The organism is Mucilaginibacter litoreus (assembly GCF_042676805.1).
Taxonomy (GTDB): Bacteria; Bacteroidota; Bacteroidia; order Sphingobacteriales; family Sphingobacteriaceae; genus Mucilaginibacter; species Mucilaginibacter litoreus.
This window is the reverse complement of record NZ_JBHTHZ010000013.1, coordinates 380210-406172: the sequence shown is the minus strand read 5'-3', so window position 1 is coordinate 406172 and position 25963 is coordinate 380210. Positions and strand designations below refer to the sequence as shown.

At 36.8% G+C, this 25963-nt stretch carries 20 protein-coding genes; 1 reads left to right on the top strand and 19 read right to left on the bottom strand.

Features of this window, described 5'->3' with window-relative positions; genetic code table 11:
* Positions 1–67: 67 nt before the first annotated feature.
* Entirely contained in the window at positions 68–1009 is a 942-nt protein-coding gene (gene miaA, locus ACFQZX_RS15160) for a tRNA (adenosine(37)-N6)-dimethylallyltransferase MiaA (protein WP_377116881.1), read from the top strand.
* A 9-nt stretch (positions 1010–1018) separates the two neighbouring features.
* Here miaA and rfbA read toward each other — a convergent pair whose 3' ends face one another.
* The 19 genes from rfbA to rpoC all read right to left on the bottom strand — a co-directional run bounded on the left by rfbA (position 1019) and on the right by rpoC (position 25920).
* On the bottom strand, positions 1019–1885 hold the full coding sequence (rfbA, locus tag ACFQZX_RS15155; protein ID WP_377116879.1) for a glucose-1-phosphate thymidylyltransferase RfbA: 867 nt from the start codon (positions 1883–1885) through the stop codon (positions 1019–1021).
* 21 nt (positions 1886–1906) lie between these two features.
* Positions 1907–2761 carry a dTDP-4-dehydrorhamnose reductase gene (gene rfbD, locus ACFQZX_RS15150; protein WP_377116877.1) on the bottom strand — a complete coding sequence of 285 codons (855 nt, stop codon included), beginning with the start codon at positions 2759–2761 and terminating at the stop codon, positions 1907–1909.
* Between the two features lie 89 nt (positions 2762–2850).
* Positions 2851–4251: a UDP-glucose 6-dehydrogenase gene (locus ACFQZX_RS15145; RefSeq protein WP_377116875.1), complete on the bottom strand. Its 1401-nt coding sequence runs from the start codon at positions 4249–4251 to the stop codon at positions 2851–2853.
* A 73-nt stretch (positions 4252–4324) separates the two neighbouring features.
* Complete coding sequence (gene fcl / locus ACFQZX_RS15140) at positions 4325–5269, bottom strand: GDP-L-fucose synthase (RefSeq protein WP_377116873.1); 945 nt, start codon at positions 5267–5269, stop codon at positions 4325–4327.
* A 674-nt stretch (positions 5270–5943) separates the two neighbouring features.
* Positions 5944–7104: a glycoside hydrolase family 26 protein gene (locus ACFQZX_RS15135; protein WP_377116871.1), complete on the bottom strand. Its 1161-nt coding sequence runs from the start codon at positions 7102–7104 to the stop codon at positions 5944–5946.
* Positions 7085–7885, bottom strand: a complete 801-nt coding sequence (locus ACFQZX_RS15130) for a WecB/TagA/CpsF family glycosyltransferase (protein WP_377116869.1) — start codon at positions 7883–7885, stop codon at positions 7085–7087. The genes ACFQZX_RS15135 and ACFQZX_RS15130 overlap by 20 nt, the downstream gene beginning before the upstream one ends.
* Positions 7886–7896: 11 nt before the next feature.
* On the bottom strand, positions 7897–9006 hold the full coding sequence (locus ACFQZX_RS15125) for a glycosyltransferase family 4 protein (protein WP_377116867.1): 1110 nt from the start codon (positions 9004–9006) through the stop codon (positions 7897–7899).
* 47 nt (positions 9007–9053) lie between these two features.
* Positions 9054–10106: an NAD-dependent epimerase gene (locus ACFQZX_RS15120; protein ID WP_377116865.1), complete on the bottom strand. Its 1053-nt coding sequence runs from the start codon at positions 10104–10106 to the stop codon at positions 9054–9056.
* Between the two features lie 52 nt (positions 10107–10158).
* Positions 10159–11160, bottom strand: a complete 1002-nt coding sequence (locus tag ACFQZX_RS15115; RefSeq protein ID WP_377116863.1) for an acyltransferase family protein — start codon at positions 11158–11160, stop codon at positions 10159–10161.
* A 37-nt stretch (positions 11161–11197) separates the two neighbouring features.
* Positions 11198–11704 (bottom strand): serine O-acetyltransferase, encoded by a 507-nt coding sequence (locus ACFQZX_RS15110; protein ID WP_377116861.1) that lies wholly within the window; start codon positions 11702–11704, stop codon positions 11198–11200.
* 13 nt (positions 11705–11717) lie between these two features.
* Positions 11718–12950, bottom strand: a complete 1233-nt coding sequence (locus ACFQZX_RS15105; protein WP_377116859.1) for an O-antigen ligase family protein — start codon at positions 12948–12950, stop codon at positions 11718–11720.
* A gap of 49 nt (positions 12951–12999) precedes the next feature.
* Entirely contained in the window at positions 13000–13917 is a 918-nt protein-coding gene (locus tag ACFQZX_RS15100) for a glycosyltransferase family 2 protein (protein ID WP_377116857.1), read from the bottom strand.
* 4 nt (positions 13918–13921) lie between these two features.
* Positions 13922–15076 (bottom strand): polysaccharide pyruvyl transferase family protein, encoded by a 1155-nt coding sequence (locus tag ACFQZX_RS15095; protein WP_377116855.1) that lies wholly within the window; start codon positions 15074–15076, stop codon positions 13922–13924.
* A 5-nt stretch (positions 15077–15081) separates the two neighbouring features.
* Positions 15082–16140: a nitroreductase family protein gene (locus tag ACFQZX_RS15090; protein WP_377116853.1), complete on the bottom strand. Its 1059-nt coding sequence runs from the start codon at positions 16138–16140 to the stop codon at positions 15082–15084.
* 1 nt (position 16141) lies between these two features.
* Positions 16142–17593: a lipopolysaccharide biosynthesis protein gene (locus ACFQZX_RS15085; protein ID WP_377116851.1), complete on the bottom strand. Its 1452-nt coding sequence runs from the start codon at positions 17591–17593 to the stop codon at positions 16142–16144.
* A 158-nt stretch (positions 17594–17751) separates the two neighbouring features.
* A complete protein-coding gene (locus tag ACFQZX_RS15080; protein ID WP_377116848.1) occupies positions 17752–20148 on the bottom strand; it encodes a GumC family protein in 2397 nt (798 codons plus the stop codon).
* A gap of 8 nt (positions 20149–20156) precedes the next feature.
* Positions 20157–20981, bottom strand: a complete 825-nt coding sequence (locus ACFQZX_RS15075) for a polysaccharide biosynthesis/export family protein (protein ID WP_377116846.1) — start codon at positions 20979–20981, stop codon at positions 20157–20159.
* A 267-nt stretch (positions 20982–21248) separates the two neighbouring features.
* A complete protein-coding gene (locus ACFQZX_RS15070; RefSeq protein ID WP_377116844.1) occupies positions 21249–21560 on the bottom strand; it encodes a DUF3467 domain-containing protein in 312 nt (103 codons plus the stop codon).
* Positions 21561–21630: 70 nt separating this feature from the next.
* The gene (gene rpoC / locus ACFQZX_RS15065) at positions 21631–25920 is read right to left on the bottom strand and encodes a DNA-directed RNA polymerase subunit beta' (protein WP_377116842.1); all 4290 of its coding nucleotides are present in this window, start codon (positions 25918–25920) and stop codon (positions 21631–21633) included.
* Positions 25921–25963 lie beyond the last annotated feature (43 nt).

Sequence of the window (25963 nt, the reverse complement as noted above, 5' to 3'; positions counted from 1 at the left end):
GTCATATACATATCGGCATTTAGCACAACATTTGCTTCAATGTTGTTAACTATATGATTAATGAACCATGAATGCTCCTGTAAATACTGATACGCCAACATTAATAGTAATAGCCGGCCCTACAGCTTCTGGTAAAACTGCAGCAGCTATACAACTTGCGCAGCATTATAACACGGTAATTATCTCGGCCGACTCGCGGCAGTTCTTCCGTGAAATGAATATCGGAACTGCCAAACCTACGGATGCAGAACTGGCTGCTGCCCCGCATTACTTTGTAAACTCGCATAGTGTTATCGAGCCTTTCTCGGTAGGCGATTTTGAGCGGGAGTGCCTTATCTTGCTTGATGAGCTGTTTAAAACCTACAAGGTAGTAATATTGGTTGGCGGTTCCGGCTTATATATTAAAGCCATTACCGAAGGGTTTGACGACTTACCTACTGCTGACCCTGACATCCGCGACCGGCTGAACACTGAAATGGCAATTAGAGGCATTGGAGTACTGCAGGAACGCCTGAAAGAAGTTGACCCGGAATACTGTAAATTAGTTGACATTAATAATCCTCAACGAGTAATAAGGGCATTAGAGGTTTATGAAAGTACCGGCAAACCCTTTTCATCCTATCAAACACAAAGCAGCAAGAGCCGCCCGTTTAACGTAATAAAACTGGCGCTGGATATGCCGCGCGAAATACTTTACGAACGAATAAATCAACGCGTAGATTTTATGATTAATGAAGGTTTATTGCAGGAAGTGGAATTGCTGGTTCCCTATCGCCACTATAACGCGCTAAACACTGTTGGCTACACAGAGTTATTTGATTACTTTGAAGGAAAAATAAGCCTTGATGCAGCGGTTGATCTGATTAAACAAAACACCAGGCGCTTTGCAAAACGACAGCTTACCTGGTTCAGAAAAGATAAAGACATTATCTGGTTAGATGCAGGAGATACTAATTTGACTGCCAATATGCTGTCTGCAATAGATAATATCTTACCTCACGTTAATTAATATAATAAATTATCTATTTTCGAGTACGGACTGAATATAAGCGCCATAGCCGCTTTTATTGTATTTATGCGCCAAAACTTGTAATTGCTCTGCATCTATATATCCCATCAGGTAGGCTACTTCTTCAATACAACCGATCTTTTTGGATTGCCTTTTTTCTATAACCCGTACAAATTCTGTAGCATCACTTAAAGAATCAAAAGTACCGGTATCCAACCATGCAGTTCCCCTGTCCATTACGCCTACATTTAAATTCCCGTTTTCAAGATAGACTTTGTTAATATCGGTAATTTCATATTCCCCCCTCGCAGAAGGTTTAATATTTTTAGCTACCTCTACAACGCTATTATCATAAAAATACAAGCCGGGTACCGCAAATTTTGACTTGGGATGCTTGGGCTTTTCTTCGATAGAGATGGCCTTGTTATCCTTATCAAACTCAACTACACCATATCGTTCAGGATCAGCTACCGGGTAAGCAAATATTGCGGCGCCATTTACATCATTAAAGCTTTGTATCAGCTTGCTGAAACCTGAGCCATAAAATATATTATCACCTAATACCAGGCCTACCTTATCATTTCCGATGAAATCAGCGCCGATTATAAAAGCCTGGGCAAGGCCGTTAGCCTTTTCCTGTATGGCATAGTCAAACCGGCAGCCAATGTCTTCACCTGTGCCTAAAAGGCGCTTAAAAGCAGCGTTATCTTCTGGCGTTGTAATAATGAGAACCTCGTTGATACCTGCCAGCATCAAAACAGACAAGGGGTAGTAAATCATAGGCTTATCATAAATAGGCATCAATTGCTTACTTATTGCTTTTGTAATTGGATAAAGCCGTGTGCCCGATCCGCCTGCTAAAATAATCCCCTTCATAGGTCCCGATGTTGAATAATGTTAACGTAGTTTATCTATACAAACCTCAAGGCTTTCCTGCCACTGGGGTATTCTTATACCAAATATCTGTTTAATTTTTGATTTATCCATTACAGAATAAGCTGGGCGCTTAGCCGGTGTTGGATACTCTGATGTTGAGATAGGTATCACGTTAACGCCCGTTTTGGCCAGACGGTGTATTGCCTCAGCAAAAGTAAACCAAGTGGCGGTGCCTTCGTTGCTGTAATGATATACACCGTATTTAACTCCCCCTAATGTAATGATTTGAGTAATTGCCTTTGCCAGGTCTATTGCATAAGTAGGTGTTCCGGTTTGATCATTGATCACTTTTATTTCTCCTCTTTCCTTACCGATCCTGAGTATGGTTTTAACAAAATTATTACCAAACTCCGAGTAAAGCCAGCCCGTGCGTATAATAAAATATTTGTTTAATAACTGTGGTATAACTAACTCTCCGGCCAGCTTGCTCTCACCGTAAACTCCCAAAGGCCTGGTTAAGCTTTTTTCTGTAAGAGGTTCATTTCCGTTGCCAGCAAAAACAAAATCTGTTGAGATATGGATCAGTATAACATCATAAGAATTGCAAAGCGCAGCAAGGTTTTCCACCCCCGTTTTATTAACCGCATAAGCCGCGTCTTTTTCGCTTTCAGCCTTATCTACCGCGGTATAGGCTGCGCAATTGATACAATAAGCAGGATTATATTTAATAAAAAGCTTTTCAATAGCTTCAGTATCTATTATGTTTGCCTCAGCCTTCTCAGGGAATATATAACCGCTAAGGTTATCTTCTCCTACTACTTTTTTTAAACATTGGCCCAATTGACCCGAAGCGCCGAAAACTATTTTATTACTCATAAATCCTATTAAAGTTACAAACAAAAATAGCACCCATATGCATAAATACATTAATGGGTGCTATTTTGTGTTAGGCAAGTAATTAAAAACTACTCCCTGCCTATGGTATAAACCTTAAAGCCAATTTCTCTAAGTTGTTTAACGTTAAGTAAGGTTCTGCCATCAAATACAAATGCAGGCTTTTTCATATTGTCGAAAATACGTTGCCAGTCGTAATCTTTAAACTCATCCCACTCGGTAAGTATAGCAATAGCATGTGCATCTTTACAAGCCTCATACGGATCTGTAATAACAGTTACCAGTTGCTTGTTTATATCACCTGGCCTTGAATTCAGATAATTCAAATCTTCATAAACCTGGCTTTCCGGAACCTTTGGATCATAAACCGCTATACCAGCCTGCTCGTGCAGCAGGTCATCGGCAACATAAATAGCTGCAGATTCACGGGTGTCATTAGTGTCTTTTTTGAAAGCCCATCCTAAAAACGCGATCTTTTTACCAGATACGGTGTTATATAAGGTCTTTACAATCTTATTGGCAAATCTGCGCTTTTGGTGATCATTCATAATGATCACTTGCTCCCAGTAATCGGCAACTTCGCGCAGGCCGTATGACCTGGCTATATAAACCAAATTCAAAATGTCTTTTTGGAAACAAGAACCCCCAAAACCTACCGAAGATTTTAAGAATTTAGGGCCGATGCGGCTATCGGTACCAATTGAGCGGGCTACCTCAGATACATCAGCACCAGTATGCTCACATAATTCAGACAGTGAATTTATTGATGATACCCTTTGTGCCAAAAATGCATTCGCTGTTAATTTAGAAAGCTCTGAAGACCAAAGGTTGGTAGTAAGGATTCTCTCTCTTGGAACCCATCTTGCATACACATCTACTAAAGCCTGAATAGCTTCTTGCCCTTCTTCGGTAGTATCACCCCCGATAAGTACACGGTCTGGAGCATGCAGGTCTTCTATCGCTGTGCCCTCCGCTAAAAACTCAGGATTTGAAAGTATCTGGTAATTGACACCATTACCGGTGTTCAGTAAAATGCTTTTTACGGCTTCAGCAGTTCTAACTGGTAAAGTTGATTTTTCAACAACTATTTTATCGGTTTTAGAAACACGAGCAATCTGGCGTGCACAAAGCTCAATATATTTAAGGTCTGCCGCCATACCCTTGCCAGAACCATAAGTTTTTGTAGGTGTGTTAACAGAGATAAAAATCATCTCGGCCTCATCAATAGCCTTATCAACATCGGTTGAAAAGAACAGGTTCCTTCCACGGGCTTCGGCTACAACTTTATCTAATCCTGGCTCATATACTGGTATATTTTCAGTATCAGGATCATTCCAGGCATCAATACGGGCCTGGTTTAAATCTACTACAGTTACTTTTATGTCTGGGCATTTCTGTGCAATTACAGACATGGTTGGTCCACCAACGTAGCCAGCGCCGATACAGCAAATATTGGTAATCTTTTTAGTCATAAAATAAATGGTATTTCTTGTTGATATTTTGTACTATTTTTTGGTAACCTTAACCTGTTACAAAGAAAGTTAGTTAGTTAGTGTTGTATACGCTTGTTTTACTTAGAAAATCCTGATAAGCTAAAGCAATCCCTTCAGTTAGTTCAATCTTATGTGTCCACCCCTTACTATGCAGTTTAGTTACATCCATAAGTTTGCGTGGTGTGCCATCTGGCTTAGAGGTATCAAATAATATGTCCCCTTCAAAGCCAACGATGCCTTTAACAAGTTGGGCAAGCTCTTTTATTGATATGTCTTTCCCAGTCCCGACATTGATCAAACCCGGTTCGTTATAATCCTGCATCAGATATACGCAAGCCTCTGCCAAATCATCTGCAAATAAAAACTCCCTGAGCGGAGAACCGCTACCCCAAATGGTAACATTTGGAAGCCCTTGTTCTTTAGCTTCATGAAACCTTCGGATTAATGCAGGTAAAACATGTGAGTTTTGGGGGTGATAATTATCGTTATAGCCATACAGGTTGGTTGGCATTACTGAAATAAAATTACACCCATACTGATCGCGGTAAGCATCGCACATTTTGATGCCCGCAATTTTTGCTATCGCATAAAATTCGTTGGTAGATTCAAGTGGCCCTGTTAACAAGTATTCTTCTTTCAATGGTTGAGGTGCCATTTTTGGGTAAATGCAACTTGACCCTAAAAACATTAATTTTTTTACTCCAGTTAGATAGGAGTTATGGATTATATTATTCTGTATTTGTAAATTATCATATAAAAACTCTGCCCGGTAAGTATCATTAGCAATTATACCTCCAACCTTGGCCGCTGCCAAAAAAACATACTCAGGCTTTTCTTCCGCAAAGAAACTTGCTACTCCCTCTTGGTTACGAAGATCAAGCTCCTTAGACGTTTTTGTAATAAGGTTATTGAATCCTTCCCTCTGCAATTCACGATATATGGCAGATCCCACCATCCCACGATGGCCCGCAATATATATTTTTGAGTTTTTTTCCATCCAATTTTAAGTGAATTTCAATAATAACCTCTACACTTAATTAACAACTTAAGTATTTCTACTGTTTAATTATTGCATACAATAATAACAATTAAATCACGCTTATACTTATTACCTTACTTACAAATTAAATTAATATCTAAATAATTCTAATTGTAAGTTGCTTTAATACTATTATCTTACAATCAATATTTGACTAACCAATTATCTGTTTTAATGGAGATACTGAAAGTGTTAAACTTGCTTTCCGGGTATCCATTAATTGCCATTGTATAGTAAGATTTGTTTCTGAAAAAAAAATTGTTTTCTTTCAGAGTACAGCATAACTCCATATTGATAGTTTACTACTTAGCTGCAAATCATGTTATACAAATACTTGAGTTACTTTGATACTGCTGGCCAAAAGCCCCACAAAATATCTACTCCCCTGGCGATAATATCCAACCCAATATGAGTTGTAAGCACTGTTAAAATGATATCCTTTTCAAACCATCTAAGGAGGGGATATAAGACAAAACCTGATAACTATTTTTTAATCATTGCAAGTACTTCTTTCTAAGCAATTTGCAATAATAATAAAAAACACCCTAAAATATTGTATTATTTTTTACAAAGCAATAGACAACTTCAAACCTTCGTAAAAAAGTTAACAATTTGTTAAAAACAATTAAAATTTACTGCTTTTTTTGATAAAGTTTTAATTTGGAAACGGTGTTTTGAAAGATGACATCCTGATCCTGATAGAAACGCTTAAAATCATCAGCACTTACCTGACCTTTATATACGCCCCAAAAGCTTGTCGCGCTATAATTTCCCCATAAAAAGATATAAGACAGTCCAGAGTTCTTAACAAGAGGGAGTAGCGTTTGCGTCCACCAGTTTCTTGAAGGTACTGCTTTAAATCCAACTTCAGTAAGTGCATACGGCTTATTTTTATTTACCCCAATATTTTTTAACATGGTTATCATCGGTAAAGCCCGCTTTTTGAAATTACTGCTTGAAATTGCGCTGCTGGCATCATCTTCAATACCAGTTTTACTTTCCTGCTGATATATATCAACCCCAAGCAAATCGGCATAGTTATCACCAGGATAACGTTCTAAAAAGTCGCTTTCAGATTTAAAAGTACCTGTAGAATACACATATAAAAGATTATGTACATTATGCGCTTTAAAATAATCTACCGTATAACGCCAAAGTTTAACATACTCCTCTGGAGTACAGCTATTTCTGCCCCACCAAAACCAGCTACCAGTGTTTTCATGGAAGGGCCTGAATAATACAGGTATTGGCCTGCCCGAATCGTCTTTAAGCTCATTAAAATAGTTTGCCAGTCTATTTAACCATTCGTTATAAGTTTTTAAAACATTCGGATCAGAAAAAATTGTTCCAACCGTTCTTTTAACCCTTTTACTTTTTACCCACATTGCCGGGTTTACCGGATTATTAGCATGCCATGAAAAAGTTATGATTCCACCTCTCTGATAAACCTCACTTACATATTCCTTGATCATTGCAAAAGACACTTTTGATACATTAGTTTCTTTACCAAGTTCGAGGTAACCTAAATCAAAACCATATACTGCCGGATAATCTCCAACAAGCTCTCTGATGTCTGATCTATTTCGGAGATTTTTCCATCCTACTCCAGCGGAAATATCATCCTGATGCCCAAACATGATTTTGTTTTTCGGCAGATTAAGAAGATTGCGATATAAGTTTACGGTTTCAACCGTAGCACTTCCATCAATTGGTGTGTTCTGTGCATCTACTGATAAAACACAATTCAAACCGAATATTAGTGTCAGAAAAAATTTAACTGTGTTTGATCTCATCTGCAAATGGATTCTTATAAGTGTTATATTTTTGCTTAATAATTTGATTAAAGAAAGGCAGGCTTTCTACAAGGTACCTTTTCCATAACCGGCCAGGTTCCTTAGACAAACGAAATAACCATTCAAGATGTAATGTCTGAAGAAGTTGCGGAGCCCTTTTTATAGTACCGGCTTCAAAATCTATTGTAGCACCCAATGCCATAAACAAATCAATACTTTTCAGTCTTTCTTTATATTTCATTATCCACTTTTCCTGTTTAGGAGCCCCAACGCCTACAACCAATACATTTGCGCCAGAAGAATTAATTATATTTATAATTTCTTCACATTCATCATTATTCTTTTCAAATCCAAAAGAAGGAGAATGTGCCCCTACAACCATATTCCATCCAACCTTATTATTAATATTAACTTTTGCTATATCGGCTATACCTGGCCCAGCTCCTAACAAAAACAACCTGATATTCTTATTGTTCTTATGAAAGTTATAAAATGCCGGAAGCAAAGATGAACCAGGTATAACTTCATAAAAGCTTTTACCCAAAAATTTTGCTGCAAGATTTACTATTTTACTATCGCAAATTATCCAATCAGAATTTTTATAACACTCATAAAAGTTTCGATCAGACTGTAATTTTACCAAGTGATCAACATTTGGGGTCACCAAAACTCCACTTGTCAGTTGTTTCAATAGGTTTGTTTTTGAGATATTACAGATATCTATATTTAAAATTTTTATAGTATCCACATTTGCCACTACATTGGTATCTGTTACTTGCATCTTAAGAATATCTATATGTTTTGATATGCATTAAGCAATGAATGTTTAACAATATCTTCTGTAAAATTGTTGATAACCCGATGGTATACCATATCTGAGTAGTTTTGCCATTGACCGGATTCCCACACATCTGAAATAACCTTTGCATAAAGCTTAGCATCAAACTCCTTAACTACTAAGTTACTTTCACCAACTATACTTTCATTGAAACCGGCAGTACTTACCACAGGTACTAAACCAGCTCCCATAGCCTCTGTAAGAGAATTAGAATGGCCTTCCCGTTTCTCTTTTGATGGAAATACAAAGAAATGGGCTTGCTTTAAGTATGTGTAAATCATATCAAAGTCCATTCTTCCATGAAATTTTATTCTGGCATTGTCAAGGTTATAATACTTTATACGCTGAGTAAGCTGCTCATGGTAACTGGGCTCGTATCCACCTATGATATCTAAGTGAAAGGGCATTTTTTTAATGTTTAACTCGTTGCATACCTCAATAATGAAATCAACATTTTTGTCGGGTACAACACGCCCAAAGTAAACAAGTTGTATTTGGTCAAATCGTCTGACAGGATTACTTCCAGAGATATATTTGTCAAGGATATAATTAGGATAATATACTGATGGTTTATTTAGATGATCTTGTATAAAGGTTACATAATCCAGTCCTTGGCATAATACTAGGTCAGCGTTTTTTAAAGTGGATAGCATAAACTTTTTGTATCTGCTACCTCCCTCATTATAAGCCTCTATCATTCCACCATTGCGTATCTCGTATATGGTTTTAATACCTATAAACTTTGCTGTTTTTATGAGCAGGTTTTCAAAATAAATCTGATTTAGATAAAATCCTGCTACATGAAACACACTATGCTTATTCCTTAGAAAAATCGATACAGATTTGATCCAAACGCTTAATAGCGTAAAAATGAACATTAATCCACCCAACTTAGAAAATGACTTTCTGGCTGGCTTTTCAATAAGTATTATTTTATAACCTGCACTTTGTAATACTGCCATAGTTTTGCGGCAGCCTGCTTCGGCACCTCCGTTTTTATATCCCTTGATAGTGCTACCGATTGGCGCATAAAATATTACCGATCTTTTATCACTTATACCCATTGAAATACTTATAAAAATTAATTAATATAATATAAACAGAGGATTTTTTATTTGATGTAAAACTCCTTATACCATTTTACAAATTCACCTATACCTTCTTTCAATGAAGTCTTAGGTTTATATCCTACCTCGTTTATCAGCGGGCTTACATCAGCATAAGTTGAGTATACATCTCCTGCTTGCATCGGTAAGTATTGTTTTACCGCTGGTATCCCTAATTCATCCTCCAATATGGATATAAAATCCATGAGTTGTACGGGTGAATTATTACCAATATTATATATGGCAAAGGGAGCAGAAGAATTGGATGGAAGGGGATTTACTTCAAAATTGTTTGCCTGATCCTTTGGTAGTTTAGGGATAACGCATACAATTCCTTCAACTATATCACTTACATAAGTAAAATCCCGCCTCATATCCCCGTGGTTAAATACAGATATTGGCTTCCCATCAAGTATGGCTTTTGTAAATAACATAGGCGCCATATCTGGGCGCCCCCATGGTCCATATACTGTAAAGAATCTAAGGCCAGTTACAGGTAACTGATATAAGTGACTATAAACATGTGCCATTAATTCGTTACTTCTCTTTGTAGCTGCATACAAAGATACAGGATGATCTACCGGATCATCTGTTGAGAATACTTCCTTTTTATTTAAACCATATACACTTGAGCTGCTCGCATAAACTAAATGGCCCACTTTATATTTTCTGCTTGCTTCCAGTATATTTAAAAAGCCCGAAACGTTACTTTTAACATATGCATGCGGATTTTCTAAACTATACCTAACACCTGCCTGTGCTGCCAGGTTAACAACTACATCAAATGATTCCTTTTTAAACAAATCATTAATTGCGTCTTCATCTTCAAGTAACAGCTTTACAAAACGATAATTATTATGTTTTTCACTTTTCACCTCTTTATTATATTCAATTTGATCAGCTGGTATTCCAGAGGCCTCTAATCTGCCAAACTTTAACCCGACATCATAGTAATCATTAATAGAATCAATACCCACTATCTGATGTCCGTCCAATATTAGACGTTCAGTTAAATGATATCCTACAAAACCCGCAGTACCGGTTATTAATATTTTCATTTATTGATGTGTTTAAGGTATTTAGAATTTATATAATGATGATTATTAGCTTTTATGGCTTTAACCTTGATAAAATAAACGTTAGGAGAAAATTGTATATCCATGCTAATAAAAGCGATTGCAAGAATATGATGATGATGCTTTTCAGGTATATAGTATCAAACACAAATTTGGCGTTAATATTGAAAACCAGCATGTGAATCAGGAAAAGAGCATAAGAAAATCCGGTCACCCAAAATATTACTTTCTTTACCACATCAATTGAACTAGCCATTTTATATGCCAATACAGCAACACAGAAATATCCTGCAAATGAAAATACATCATTAAGGTTTTTACCGTAAAATGGCCAATACTTAACCATGACAAACATGATTAAATAGGAAATTAAGCAACCTAACACCCACAGCCAATTTTTAATCTTCTCCATGTGATTTAAAAGGCCCGTTTGCGCTACAACCATTCCCAAAACGAATTCCCATAAATACTGAAGAAAAAAACTATTCCAAACCCTTAATGAACTATAGCCAAGTATAGCTACAATCAAACTATATGATAATGATAATAAAAGAGATATGGTTAAAGCGTGTAATGGTTTCAATTTCACTGTAAAAGCCTTAATCAAGGGAAAGAGTAAGTAAAATTGAATTATTGTAGAAATAAACCAAAATTGGGTACCATAACTTCCTACATATTTTTCTATAAACATTTTATATAGAAAAATATGACTTAAGAAAGCAGGCCAACTTGGCATATATACTTTAAATAGAATGCTCAGGCAAAAAATTAAAACAATAGTAACATAATAGGGAATCAATACTGAGACGAACCGTTTTTTTAAAAAGGAAAAATATCCCTTATAAGACGAAAATGTGAGTCCAAAACCTGATGCAAATATGAATAAATGGACGCCGCCACCACCAAGATTAGCAAGTTGAATTACAACTCCCGGCAGCCCTACGGTTTTTATTATGTAGTGATAAAATACAATAGTTAATATTGCAAATCCACGTGCAAAACTAATAAAATCATTCCTTTGGATTTTGGCCGGCATTATTTTAAATTAACTGAATCTTACGTGTAATTATTAATTATACATCCGCCTGAAATTCACTTTTAATGACTTTAGCCGGATTACCAACAGCAACAGAAAAGGCTGGAATACTCTTGACTACCACAGATCCTGCTCCGATTTTCACGTTATTACCAATAGTAATCGCCCCTATAAGGCAAACATTTGCCCCAATATCAACATTGTCCCCAATCACAGGGCAAATATTTGTTCCATCTTTGTTACCAATAGTTAAACAATGCCTGATTTTCAGATTTTTGCCGATTATAGTATGTTTATTAATTACAATCGACTGAATGTGCCATATTTGAAATCCGCTTCCGATCGTAGTGTCGTAAGGTATTTCCATACCTAAAATCCATTCAAATATTATTTTATAAAAAATCAGGTACGGCAGAAATAATATTTTAAGAATTTTTTTTCCTTTGACAAAGTTGGCAATCCTGAAAAAACAAGTAACTATTCGACCTTTTGTGTTTCCTTGGTTCGCTTTCCAGTCTTGCAAAACGAATTTTATAAATCCCATTTATCTGATTTTACTAATTTTGCATAGCTGTATTATACTTGAGGGCCAGCTGCTGTTGCTCTCCTTCTTTCTTTAGGCGCTTTCCTTTTCTTACTTCATATAATAAAATCGCAACCACCATCGAAAACGGTATCGTAGTAACTCGCAATAAACAACCAGATGCCAAAGTGATAATAATGAATGATATGAAGTTGATATAAAATATATTTAAGTTTGTAGGGCTATATTTCTTTATCAAAGCCTTTGTTCGCCATATACTTACAATAAATCCAAACCAAATTGTTAATCCCAGCAAACCGAATGTATATGCAATTTCAAGGTAGTCGTTGTGTGCATGTATAATACTGAACTTCGCTAATAATAGCTTCCGAACCCCAAATACGCCGTTCCCAAACAAGAGTGATAGATTGCCTTTAATCCATGTTTCCCAAACTAAAGTATAAAAATCACTTCGTCCAGAACCATAGGAGCCGTCATCTCTCCCTTGAAACATTTCATCAAACCTCGTTACGAGTGAGTCGCCAAATTTTGACCAGGCAAACCCAACTGCTATAATGATCACTATTATAGATCCAATTACCTCGTAACTTTTCAACTTAGTTTTCAGATAGCTAAAAATAAAGGGTAAGCAAAGCGCTAAACCAATTATTGTGGTACGCCGCAATGATATCATTATGAGTATGCATGCAAATCCAATCGCTACAGATTTCCACCTTTCATAAAAACACATTAATATCAAAGGGATAAGGAACAATAATGGAAATGAGGCCGTATCTCCTCCACCCAATTTTTCACGATCAAAAAAAGATGCCTCAAGTAATTGTTTTAAAACAGATATGATATATGTTATAATATACCAGCGCATTAAAAAAAGGTTAAGCGAGTATCTTAACAAACTTTCGTAAAAGTAAATCAAGACTGATAACCACTCTATAGTTCTTATGTACTGCGAGTAAGCTGATAACGGTACGCTTTCATCTCCGAAAATGAAAACGATAATGTATATAACCACTATTGACACTAATAAAGCTGTATTTACCGTTACTTGATTCCAGTTTCGCTTTTTTAGTAAAATGCTACGCCACATTAAACCAATAATGCCAAGGTGAATTAACTGTATAGGCAACCGGATAAAAGAATTTGTAGTTTCATCCCGGGGTAAAAACAGCTCCAAGACATTAGTCACACAAAGCAACATCAGCACTGTGTTAAAGACCGTAAACTTGGATTCAGTTTTTCTTTGCATTATTAATATATAACAATTTTATTTAGCACGAACAAAGTATCCTTACTTATTAAGCATTAGAATAACGGATTTTAAAGTCCATGTAAAACTTAAATGTTCGTTTATATAAATTTATCAGCCAAGACGGGCAGCTGACCAAAGTTTTAACTGTGTAAAACTCCTTTTTATATAGCTTTGTGTACTTGAATTTATTAAATAGGTTTCGGCTCTCTTTTTTATATAAACCCAATGCATAACGTTTAGCTACAGTAAGCCCTTTGCGTGCAAGGTATTCATTTCGGTAAAAGTCTCCTTCTTTATAAAGGTCAAACCAGGTTTCTTTACAAGTATCAAGCTTATCTGTGCGCAACCTGATGCCGCTATGTATATAATTATATTTTGCAAGCACTTTAGGGGTAAAGGCAAGGCGATATTTATCAGCTATTTTTGCCCACATAAAGGTGTCCTGGCCAGCAACCATTCCAACCGGAAACCCTCCAACATTTTGAAATACTTCTTTTCGTACAATTGTTGCAGAGGTCCAGGAGATGATCTTATTAAGACAAACCTTGAAATAGTCTTCAACCACACCCTCACCAATGTCATCAATTTCTATTTCACTTTTGTTCTTATAAATAACCTCATAATTAGCAGAATACATACCGCATTGAGGGTATTTATTTATCAAGAGACTCATTTCCATAAGATAATCCGGCTCCCAAACGTCATCTGCATCTAAAAAGGCTATTAAATCATATTTAGCTTTGTCAATTCCATAATTACGTGCAGAAGATACACCGCCATTCTCTTTTGAAAAAACCTTTACCCGTTCGTCGTGTACAAATTTAACACGTTCTAAGCTATCATCAGTAGAACCATCGTTAACAACAATGATCTCAAAATCTGAGAGTGTTTGTTTTAAGACCGATTCAATTGTAGTTTGTATATAACTACCCTTGTTGTATAAAGGAATGATTATGCTGAACATGCTTTTATTTTTCTAACACCTCAAATACCTGATTCCACATTTGTTTAGAAAGCTCTTTCTGTTTTGCAGACATAGCCTTCAGATTTTCAATAATCTTGTTTCTTGAAGTATCTTCCAAAATCATATTTATTTTATTTTTAAGATTATCAGTCTCAAAATCTTTCTTGCCGATAAGGCCGTCTGCGTAATTATAATCCTGCATAAGGGCCTCATATTTATGACTCCATCCAACACATAAACATGGCACTGCCTGAGCTAAGGCACTTACTAAACCATGAAACCTGGAAGTAATTACAGCCTGCGATTTACCAATTATTCCTTTAACATGTAAAGAATTGTCTTCTATTAAAATTTTAACATCTGCATTATATTGCTCATTAACGGCTTCAGCTAGCCTTAAATCCTTTACTCCTTCATGTATCAGGAAAAAGGGTTTCTTTCCTTTTTCCTTAATTATTTTACATAAGTTATTAAGAAAATCTATGTACTCTTGTCTGCTTGCAAAAACTCCGGATTCTACAACTTTATTATTAGGAATAATCGCAACTTCCATTGTATCAGCATCAAAAGTAGCGGGGACAACTCCGGTTATTAAATTTGTAAAGTCTGGCTTCAGAAACGTATTAGCATCATTAACTTTTACTCCCCTTAAGTATTTTAAAGAATACTCATCACGCGCAAAAATTAAATTTGCATTTTCAATGATGATCTTCATTTCACGTTGGATGTTCTTATCTTCAAACTTACCAAAAGCCTGAGGGAGCACTATCACCTTTTTCCCTTCTTTTCTCCACTTTACAATCTTACTTGATAGACGATACTTGGCATTTTTATAACCCCAATAATCACCATAAGCAAAGCCTGAACCATCTAAAACTACATCAATTTCACTTTCAAGTATATAGCCTTTGTTTCTGCGTATCGCTTTTGGAACCAGGCCCATTAATTTTCCTATTGCTATACCTCTATTACGTATCTTTTCAATCTCAAATTTTGTATAAATACCAACTTCGCGTTGCTTATGTATTGGTGCATTTTTTGTTTTTTCCATTACAAATATGGTGTCTGGAAATCTCTTTTTTACTTGCTCTAAAATTGCAAAGAGCATAAGCTCAGCACCCTTGTTATGAAACTCTACACCTCTAAGTTCTACGATCATAATGATTATAAATTATACTTTGAAAAATCTTGTAGTGATCTTTTTTCAGAAAAAGCTACCATTCCCTCCGGATCCGCATAACCAATTCCAATACACATAATTGGGCGCTGATGCCTTTCTAACTTCAAAAAGTTTGACATTTTTTGTTCACGTTCTTCAATGTCGGGCCAATTGATTGCGCAACTGCTCAAGCCTAAGGTTTCTAATGCAAACATAAATGACATTGATGCTAAAGAAGCATCTATATAAATTACATGGCGATCCCGTTCCTCAAAGTATGCGTCTAAATTACCTACCAACACAACAAATACAGGTATCGACTGCCCGTAACCCGCGGTACCCATTGGGAGTGTTACTGCTTTTTTAACTAGTTCAGGATCATCTATTATACGAAAGGTAAATGGCTGACGGTTACATGCACTTGGTGATTGGCTTGCAGCTAAAAGGGCTTTATCGATTAAATCTCTTGGTACTGGCTTATTTAAAAACCAACGCACAGATCTTCTTTGCTTTGTTAATTTATAAAACTCTTCGTATGATATTGAACTTTTGTCATGATCCTGGCGATAATATGGAACTGATTTCGGAACATCTTTTTTGAACATCTCGGTGGAAGCAGAAGTTATTGTTTTAAACCGCTCATATTGTGTTGCTACAAAAGGGTCAACCGATGCCGATATAAAATACTCAGACAGTACATCATAAAACCATTTTAATTGTGGGTTTGAATTATGAGCTGTTATATCCCAAACTCCCGTTAAACTATCTATAGTTTCTTTGATATAATCCTTTGCAAATACAGCGCGCTTTGGCCGCATCAACAATCCTTTTTCTATACGGTGTGTGTTTCTGACAAGAAGAAAATAATTTGCCTGTAATTGTTTTGCATCACTTAAATGCTTAACTATACCAGCTAAAACTGCCTTATTTTCCCTTGCGAAACCTGAGTCAAACAAATAATACAAAGTGGATAAGAAAGTTGACCTATAGCATATTTTAGCTAGCGTCGCTTTAAAAAACTTGGATTTGTACTGTCTTAACTTTTTCAGGATCTTACCTATCATATTACTTATTTTTGGCAACCTTTAATTCTTTAAACTCCGATATTATTAAGTCTTTCATCATCAAATAAATTGTCAAACAATATATTAACATCATTAAAAGCCCTACAAGGATATAATTGACATGCTGGTTTTGAAATAAATAATATCCTACTATAAATGCTGCAAATGAGGCTACCCATGAATACTTAACAGCATTGAGAAACTCCATGGTGCCAAATTCAATTTTCAGCAAACGATTGAATGTATATTGAGCAAGTATTACTGCAAATATTTTATTAAGGAGAACCGCCCATGCAGCCCCGATAATCCCATTGTAATAGATGCCGACAATCAATGTAGGAATGTAAATTAACGATTTGAATATTTGCAGATTCATTTCTAAGGCGGCCCTTCCCATACCTCTTATTAATGCCGTATTACTATTAACAAGTAAATGCATCATAACGGATAACGCCAATATTTTTAATGGGTATACAGAGCCGCTCCATTTGGCACCAAATAAGTTAATAACTATAGGTTCTCCTATAACTAACAATAAAAGCATAATCGGGTTAATTACAATGCTATTATAATTTACCACCTTTAAATAATAACGTTTTAATGCGCTTGAATCTGATTGGATTTTTCCATATAATGGATACATCACATTGTTAACCACTTGTAATAGCCGCCCCCTAAACGCATCAGTGAGAGTAAATGCAAATGTATATATACCTAATGCCCCAGGGCCAAGTAAACGGCCAATTAATAAATAATCTACGTTATTCATCAGATAACCAATAATATTTGTAAAGGTAGCATATATACCAAAGCCAAAAATTTCCTTGAATGCTTTATTATCCCATATGAATTTAGGTTTCCAACGAGTAGTGGCAAAATAAAGCGGCATTGCAATTACAATGTTTGCAACTGAATTAAATACCAAAGCCCATACGCCGGCGCCTAAAAAGGCCAAGCCCAAGGATAAGCATCCAGCAATAATGTTTGATGTATTATCAATTATTGCTATCCGCTTAAAATCCATTCGTTTTGTAAGTTGAGTTTTATGTATAAGATTAACTGGGCTCGCTAATATTCCCAAACTTATTACCGGTATAAGTTTTGTTAGTACCGGCTCGTGATAAAACATTGCAACAAGTGGACCTAACGCAAAACAAACAATGCTATATAGGACTATAGAAAATGAGACCCCTGTCCAAAATGCAGTATAATAATGCGCATCTGTTAGAAGTTCCTCCTTTTTTTGTACTAACGCTGCAGAAATTCCAAGATCATTTAATATTTGGACAAACCCGGTAAACACAACTGCCATTCCAACAATTCCAAATTCCTTAGGTAAAAGCAATTTTGCTAAAACCAACCTAATACCTAATGTAAATGCCGTATTTATTATAAGCTGTATGGCATTCCAAAGAATTCCTTTTGCTACAGTTTTTTTAGAAGTATCCTCCATGATTTTTTTGCCAGCGTTGTATTAAAAGTGCATGATAATCATGCTACAATCTAAACAAGGATAGTATTATCTATTCGTATAGATCAATATGATCTTAAAAACTTAAATAAGTGAAAAAGCATGTAATAATTACCTTTGCTTATGTAATTTATCTACCATTAACTTCTAAAAATTTTCTTAATCCAACTGTTATTGCTTTTTTGTGATTCGCTTTGATGGTATTCCCCGTATCCATAGCCATATCCATAGCCATAGCCATAGCCATAGCCATAGCCGGTTGTAACTTCTATATCATTTACAACTATACCCATACTATTTATCTTCTTAGTAGAATATAAATCTTCAATTATATTCAATTGGCGTAGCTGCGTATATTTATGCCTTACTATATAAATTGTTAAATCTGCGTATTCAGATAATACCATAGCATCAGATACAAGCCCAATTGGCGGAGCATCTATAATTATATAATCAAATTTTTGCTTTAACTCAGCCACCAACTCAGCAGTACGCCTACTAAGTATGGTTTCTGTTGGATTAGGTGGTAGCGGGCCAGAGCTTATTAGCCACAGATTTTCATTAAAACCGGTTTGGGTGATAATATCTTCAGACTTGATTTTATCTGAAATAATGTAATTAGTGAAACCTTGGGTGCTTACCATTCCCATCTTGGTGGTCAAGGTAGGTTTACGAAGATCAAGTTCCATTAAAACTACCTTTTTACCCATAAGGCTCAAGGAAGATGCTAAATTAATGGATGTAAATGACTTACCTTCACCAGACATGCTTGATGTAAAAAGTATAACATTGCTACTGTCTGTTTTTATAAAGAAATTAAGATTGGCCCTCAAAGCTCTGAATTGCTCTGCTATCGCAGAACGCGACTCCTTGGTAACTACTAAATTTAATCCATCTTTATTATGGCTAATTTCACCAACAATAGGTACTTGAGTAGCTCTTGAAATATCTTCTTTATTAAGTATTTTGTTGTTTAATATGTCAAGTACGTATATCCTTAACATTGGAAAAAGCAATCCTAATATGAAAGCCGCCGCTATAATCAGCATCTTTTTGGGACTGTAAGGTAATACCTCAGATTTAGGTGGATCTATTACTCTGGCATTTGATATATTTGATGTTTTCGAAATAGCTGTTTCTTCTCTTTTTTGCAATAAAAACAAATATAACTGTTGTTTTATTTGCTGCTGTCTTGATAAGTCAAGATAAGTACGCTCTTGTTGAGGCACTCGCTCTATTTGTTGCTCAAGTTGGCCAGTAGTATTTTTTAAATTATTCTTGCTTATTGTCAAAGACCTCTTTGTGTTAGCCAGATTAGTCAACATATCATTTCTTAATCCTTCAAGCCGTTGATCCATATTTTTAACATAAGGATTATCTTCAGTAGCGGTAAGTAACTGTCGATCACGTTCTAAAAGCAAATTGTTATATCGATCTATTAACCCAGCGAAAACTGGGTCTTCAGGCAATACTGAAGTTGGAACAACTCTTTTATTGTTATTGCTTTGAAGGTAATTCTGCAAAGCAGATAAAATGCTTAGCTGAGTTTCAACTTTTGATAATTCATCAACGTTTTGGCTGGTACTTGTTACCAGCAATTCAGATTGTTTTGTAATATCAGCTAATTTACTTTTCTGTTTAAATTGTTGAATGTTCCCTTCAATATTTCCAAGTTCTTTGCTTACTACAACAAGTTCGTTCTGTATAAAAGAAATTGTGCTGTCGGCAATTTGGTTTTTATCTTGTATATTTTGTCCAATATATTCTTCTATAAATTTTTTAAGTATATCCTCACCTTTTTTTGGAATGGGATATTTTAGCTGAATATCTATAGCCGTGGAAGTCTTATTTGGGGTTTCTGCAGTAAGTTTACTTAAAAGAAATGCAACTTTACTATCAGGCGACATAACGTCAAATACATATTCACCATCCTGCTTATTTTTAGGATTCCTTGTAATATTTAAAACTCCAACACCATTGACTATAAATGGTTGGTTAAATACTACGTTTTTTGTCATGCTCTCACCCGAAATAGCATCTTCATAAGTTATATTTAACTTATTCTTATTTATAACAATATTAAATGTAGTGGCTTTGATTGTGTCGCTTGGTGATACTATATTAACCTTAAAGGGAGAATTATATATTTCAGTCCTTCTGATGGCGCCGGCACGATAATAAGTTATATTCAAATTCAAATCATCTACTACAGAACGCATTAAATGATTAGTAGTCAGAATTTCCACTTCATTATCAACATTGCTTTTAACATCAAGCAATCCACTTAAGTCGCTCAGCACATCAGCAGCAGCAGCGCCTGCGTTTCCACCTTTTTTATCGTCTTGAACCAATATTTTAGCATTTATATTATAATCAGGTGTTGCATACCTTAAAAATAAAAATGCAGCTAGCAGACACACGAACAGGCTTATTAGAAAAACCCACCAATTTTGCAGCATTTTTCCAAAAAAAAGCTTTGCGTCAAAAGGTTTTTCGTCGTCAGTTTGATTTAATAAATATTTGTTATCAGAGTTCATAAACAGATTTATTTAACAACACGAATAAGAATTACCAAAAGGGCGGATAACAATGAAGCTCCTATTGTTATGTTGCGATTCCTGACAGCATCTGTTGTAGCAATTTTTTCTTTACTCGGCTCTATGTATAGCACGTCGTTTTGTTTTAAATAATAGTATGGAGATTTAAATATATTTGAAGAATTTAAGTTGAAACGAGTAAATTGTTTGTGTCCGTCAGCCTCACGAATCAATAAAATATTTTCTCGTTTACCATATATAGTAAGATCGCCGGCCAAACCTATAGCATCAAGTACTGATACCTTTTCATTAGGTAGTGTATAAGTAGCTGGACGAGCAACTTCGCCTATCACTGTAATTTTAAAGTTAGCAAATCTCACCTGAACTGATGGACTTTTAAGATACTTAGAGGCGTTTTCGCGGATAAGTTCTCTAACCTGAAAAGTTGTAAGTCCTACAACCTTTAGTTTACCAAGCAAAGGCATTTCAATATAACCGTCTTTATCCACAAGGTATCCAGTTACCTGTTGTGTCCCTATACTTGATGCGGAACTTGCTCCTATTGATAAAGATGATGGGGCTTGGTTGACAATTGACGAGTTGGTTGGATCAATAGTCTGTATCGATATGTTCAAAATATCATCAGTCTGAACAACTGGATTAGTGAAATCTGCCGAGTTTAGGTTAATGTTATTTAACACATTGGTCGAATCAGGAAGATCTTTAAAATATTGAATATTTTTATTGATTTTGCAGGAGGATGCTGCCAGAAGGAATACTAAGGAAAGAAAAGTTAATATTCTACTCGTATTCCATTTTAAATGTTTATTCATGTAGCTTTACTATGCGTTAAATATAAGTTTAACTGTTGACAAAAGTAGTGTTTGTCTTTTATTTTTTCTCAAAAAAAAAGTTTATTTTTATTTTTATTTTAATTAAGAAGTCCTTTTATTGAAGATTCAATTGGAAAAGCTAAGTTTTATAGAATATTTTTCAACTTAAGCATTTCATTTAACTACACTTTAATTTAATGATTAATTTTTGATTACATTATATAATTAGCTGACTAAGCAAATAATTTTTACCGATACATTAATCAATTAAGCCTGCCCCATTGTTCCTCCGAAATTCATCGGAAAGGCGGGTGGGTCATTCTGAATTTTAATGCGTCCATGAGCTGCTTCAAACTTTTCTACGTTATCTCCCAAAGCACTTAATAAGCGTTTAGCATGCTCGGGTGTAAGCACTACTCGTGATTTTACCTTTGCTTTTGGAACACCAGGCATCACACGTATAAAATCGAGCACGAACTCTGAACTGGAATGGGTGATTATTGCCAGATTGGAATAAACCCCTTCAGCCACTTCTTCAGACAGCTCAATGTTTAATTGATTTTCGTTTTGTTCTTCCATAATAGTAGTAGTAAATAGCAAAGCCTTCTATATACATAGAAGGCTTTGTAAAAGTATTCAAAAAAAGTTATTATGCTTCAACTTCTTCTGTTTTTGAAGCCATAAGGCGATCAAATTCTTCCTGTGAACCTACACGAATGTTTTCATAATCGCGCATACCGGTACCAGACGGAATAAGGTGACCAACAATTACGTTTTCTTTCAGGCCAAGCATGTTATCTCTTTTACCTGCTATCGCGGCTTCGTTCAGTACTTTGGTGGTTTCCTGGAACGATGCTGCCGATATGAACGACTTGGTACCTAACGATGCCCTGGTAATACCTTGCAGCATTGGGCTTGAAGTTGCAGGTATTGCATCCCTTACTTCAACCAGTTTCATATCGCGGCGTTTAAGAACAGAGTTTTCGTCTCTCAATTTACGCAGTGAAATGATTTGTCCTGCTTTTAAGGTAGTAGAATCACCCGGATCAACAACAACTTTTTTGTCATAGATGTCATCATTCTCAGTCATGAAATCCCAGCTGTCAACAGCTTCTTTTTCAAGGAAACGAGTATCACCTGCGTCTTCAATAGCAACTTTCTGCATCATCTGGTGCACAATCACTTCAAAGTGCTTGTCGTTGATTTTTACACCTTGCAAGCGGTAAACCTCTTGTATACCATTCACCAGGTACTCCTGCACTGCTGCAGGGCCTTTAATGGCAAGGATGTCTGAAGGAGATATAGAACCATCAGACAATGGCATACCAGCTTTAACGAAGTCGTTATCCTGTACAAGAATGTGTTTTGAAAGCGGTACAAGATATTTTTTTACCTGTCCGTCGCGGCTTTCGATAGTGATCTCGCGGTTACCGCGTTTTACACCACCAAGCGTTACCACACCGTCAATCTCGGTTACCACTGCAGGATTAGACGGGTTACGTGCTTCGAATAACTCTGTCACACGTGGTAAACCACCCGTAATATCTCGCGTTTTGCCTGTCGAACGAGGAATTTTTGCAATTACCTGTCCGGTTTGCAGTTTGTCGCCTTCATCAACAGCAATGTGCGCACCTACCGGGATGTTGTAACCCTTAACAACATTACCTTTATTATCTACTATCTGGATAGAAGGGTTTTTAGTTTTATCTCTTGTATCGATAATAACTTTTTCGCGGTGACCTGTTTGCTCGTCCGATTCTTCGCGGAAAGTTACACCTTCCAATACCGATTCGAATTGAGCGATACCTGCAAACTCAGAGATAATTACCGCGTTGTACGGATCCCATGAGCATATACGGTCGCCTTTAGTAACGGTTGCTCCGTCTTTAATATACAGGTATGAACCATAAGGAATGTTATTAGTAACAATTACCTTATTGGTACCTGGCTCAATGATGCGGAACTCGCCAGAACGGCCTAATACCACATCCACTTTATCGCCTTCGTCAGTTGTGTACTCTACTGTACGCACATTTTCAAACTCGATGATACCATCAAACTTAGCGTTTATCTGAGATTCAGCCGCGATGTTTGATGCGGTACCACCCACGTGGAAAGTACGAAGTGTTAACTGTGTACCCGGCTCACCGATAGACTGTGCTGCAATTACACCTACTGCCTCGCCCATTTGCACGCGTTTACCGCTTGCAAGGTTACGGCCATAACATAAAGCACAAACTCCTCGCTTGCTTTCGCAAGTTAATACCGAGCGGATCTCAATACCTTCAAGCGGAGAGTTTTCCACTTTTTTGGCAACTTCTTCGGTGATATCTTCACCTGCAGGAACAATCAGTTCGTTAGTTATAGGGTCATGCACGTCATGCAGGGCGGTGCGGCCAAGTATACGATCATATAATGGCTCAACAATGTCCTCATTATCTTTCAGTGCAGTTGTATAGATACCGCGTAAGGTACCGCAATCAACTTCACCTACAATCATATCCTGGGCAACGTCATGTAAACGACGGGTCAGGTAACCGGCATCCGCAGTTTTTAACGCTGTATCAGCCAAACCTTTACGGGCACCGTGAGTAGAAATGAAGTACTCTAATACCGACAACCCTTCTTTGAAGTTTGAAAGAATAGGGTTTTCAATAATTTCACCTCCAGAGCCTGATTTCTGTGGCTTAGCCATCAAACCACGCATACCTGCCAACTGGCGGATCTGCTCTTTAGAACCACGTGCTCCCGAGTCAAGCATCATATAAACAGAGTTGAAACCCTGGTTATCGTTGCTCAGGATGTCCATTACGTTAGCAGTTAAGCGATTGTTGATACGTGTCCAGATATCGATGATCTGATTATAACGCTCATTGTTGGTAATGAAACCCATGTTATAGTTGTTCATTACTTCCTCAACCTCTTTAGAAGCCTGGTCAATCAGTTTAACTTTTTGTTCAGGGATGTTAATGTCTTTAAGGTTGAATGATAAACCACCACGGAATGCCATCTGGAAGCCTAATTCCTTAATATCATCAAGGAATTGTGCTGCACGGGCCATACCTGTAGTTTTAACTACTTCACCAATAATATCACGAAGTGATTTTTTGGTTAACAGCTCATTGATATATCCTACCTCTTCTGGCACGTGCTGGTTAAATAACACGCGGCCTACAGTAGTTTCAATAATTTTATTTACAATACTGCCATCACGTTCTTTAACATTGGCTTTAACTTTGATAAATGCATGCAGGTCTATCTTCTTCTCGTTGTAAGCAATAATAACCTCTTCTGCAGAGTAAAAAGTTAAGCCCTGGCCTTTTACTACGCGGGTCTCATCGGTTTTACGGCCTTTGGTTATGTAATACAAACCAAGAACCATGTCCTGAGACGGTACTGTAATAGGTGTACCGTTAGCAGGGTTTAGAATGTTATGTGATGCAAGCATTAACACCTGGGCTTCCAAAATTGCTGCGTTACCAAGCGGTACGTGCACAGCCATCTGGTCACCGTCAAAGTCGGCGTTGAACGCAGTACAGGTTAATGGGTGCAGTTGGATAGCTTTACCTTCAACCAGTTTAGGCTGAAACGCCTGGATACCCAAACGGTGCAGCGTTGGCGCACGGTTTAGCAACACAGGGTGGCCTTTCAGTACGTTCTCTAATATATCCCAAACCAATGGGTCTTTGCGGTCAACAATCTTTTTAGCAGATTTTACTGTTTTAACCACACCGCGCTCAATCATTTTGCGGATGATAAACGGTTTAAACAGCTCGGCAGCCATGTCCTTTGGTAAACCGCACTCATGCAGTTTAAGGTTGGGGCCTACAACAATTACCGAACGTGCTGAGTAGTCAACACGTTTACCTAAAAGGTTCTGACGGAAACGGCCTTGTTTACCTTTCAGAATGTCTGAAAGTGATTTAAGAGCACGGTTACCTTCAGTTTTAACTGCGTTAACCTTACGTGAGTTATCAAATAACGAATCCACAGCTTCCTGCAACATACGTTTTTCGTTACGTAAGATCACCTCTGGCGCTTTGATCTCAATCAAACGTTTCAAACGGTTGTTACGGATAATCACGCGGCGGTAAAGGTCATTCAAATCTGAAGTAGCGAAACGGCCACCTTCCAATGGTACTAATGGGCGCAACTCGGGAGGTATAACCGGCACAATCTTAACGATCATCCACTCAGGGTTATTCTCTATGCGGGTTTTTGATCCACGGAAAGCCTCAACAACCTGTAAGCGTTTTAAAGCTTCGTTTTTACGTTGCTGAGAAGTTTCGTTTGCTGCCTGATGGCGCAGATTGTATGAAAGTTCATCTAAATTGATGCGCTTCAATAACTCCTCAAGCGCTTCGGCACCCATTTTAGCCACAAATTTTTGTGGGTCTTTGTCATCCAGGTACTGGTTTTCTTTTGGTAAAGTATCCAATATATCCAGGTACTCTTCTTCTGTCAGGAAATCCATTTTTGAGATTCCGTCAGCTTCTTTAACACCCGGCTGAATAACTACATATCTTTCATAATAAATGATCAGGTCGAGCCTTTTGGTTGGTAAGCCCAGCAGGTAACCAATTTTATTTGGCAACGAACGGAAATACCAGATGTGTGCAACCGGAACCACCAGGTTAATGTGGCCCATACGCTCACGACGAACTTTTTTCTCGGTTACCTCAACACCGCAACGGTCACAAACTATCCCCTTGTAACGGATACGTTTGTATTTACCGCAATGGCATTCATAATCCTTAACCGGACCAAAGATACGCTCGCAGAATAAACCATCACGCTCCGGCTTGTAAGTACGGTAGTTGATGGTTTCCGGCTTTAAAACTTCACCGCTTGAACGCTCCAGGATAGACTCGGGAGAGGCTAAACTGATAGTAATTGTGGTGAAATTACTTTTGATTTTATTATCCTTTTTGTAAGACATAGTCTCCTCTTTTTTTAATTATTGAATGAATAAATTACTGATT

Coding starts and splice junctions, on each gene's coding strand:
- ACFQZX_RS15100 (WP_377116857.1), bottom strand. CDS start 13,917: ATGTTCAGCATAATCATTCCTTTATACAACAAGGGTAGTTATATACAA.
- ACFQZX_RS15075 (WP_377116846.1), bottom strand. CDS start 20,981: ATGAATAAACATTTAAAATGGAATACGAGTAGAATATTAACTTTTCTT.
- rfbA (WP_377116879.1), bottom strand. CDS start 1,885: ATGAAGGGGATTATTTTAGCAGGCGGATCGGGCACACGGCTTTATCCA.
- rpoC (WP_377116842.1), bottom strand. CDS start 25,920: ATGTCTTACAAAAAGGATAATAAAATCAAAAGTAATTTCACCACAATT.
- ACFQZX_RS15090 (WP_377116853.1), bottom strand. CDS start 16,140: ATGATAGGTAAGATCCTGAAAAAGTTAAGACAGTACAAATCCAAGTTT.
- ACFQZX_RS15125 (WP_377116867.1), bottom strand. CDS start 9,006: ATGGGTATAAGTGATAAAAGATCGGTAATATTTTATGCGCCAATCGGT.
- ACFQZX_RS15115 (WP_377116863.1), bottom strand. CDS start 11,160: ATGCCGGCCAAAATCCAAAGGAATGATTTTATTAGTTTTGCACGTGGA.
- fcl (WP_377116873.1), bottom strand. CDS start 5,269: ATGGAAAAAAACTCAAAAATATATATTGCGGGCCATCGTGGGATGGTG.
- ACFQZX_RS15130 (WP_377116869.1), bottom strand. CDS start 7,885: ATGCAAGTAACAGATACCAATGTAGTGGCAAATGTGGATACTATAAAA.
- ACFQZX_RS15120 (WP_377116865.1), bottom strand. CDS start 10,106: ATGAAAATATTAATAACCGGTACTGCGGGTTTTGTAGGATATCATTTA.
- ACFQZX_RS15145 (WP_377116875.1), bottom strand. CDS start 4,251: ATGACTAAAAAGATTACCAATATTTGCTGTATCGGCGCTGGCTACGTT.
- ACFQZX_RS15095 (WP_377116855.1), bottom strand. CDS start 15,076: ATGATCGTAGAACTTAGAGGTGTAGAGTTTCATAACAAGGGTGCTGAG.
- rfbD (WP_377116877.1), bottom strand. CDS start 2,761: ATGAGTAATAAAATAGTTTTCGGCGCTTCGGGTCAATTGGGCCAATGT.
- ACFQZX_RS15070 (WP_377116844.1), bottom strand. CDS start 21,560: ATGGAAGAACAAAACGAAAATCAATTAAACATTGAGCTGTCTGAAGAA.
- ACFQZX_RS15110 (WP_377116861.1), bottom strand. CDS start 11,704: ATGGGATTTATAAAATTCGTTTTGCAAGACTGGAAAGCGAACCAAGGA.
- miaA (WP_377116881.1), top strand. CDS start 68: ATGAATGCTCCTGTAAATACTGATACGCCAACATTAATAGTAATAGCC.
- ACFQZX_RS15105 (WP_377116859.1), bottom strand. CDS start 12,950: ATGCAAAGAAAAACTGAATCCAAGTTTACGGTCTTTAACACAGTGCTG.
- ACFQZX_RS15080 (WP_377116848.1), bottom strand. CDS start 20,148: ATGAACTCTGATAACAAATATTTATTAAATCAAACTGACGACGAAAAA.
- ACFQZX_RS15135 (WP_377116871.1), bottom strand. CDS start 7,104: ATGAGATCAAACACAGTTAAATTTTTTCTGACACTAATATTCGGTTTG.
- ACFQZX_RS15085 (WP_377116851.1), bottom strand. CDS start 17,593: ATGGAGGATACTTCTAAAAAAACTGTAGCAAAAGGAATTCTTTGGAAT.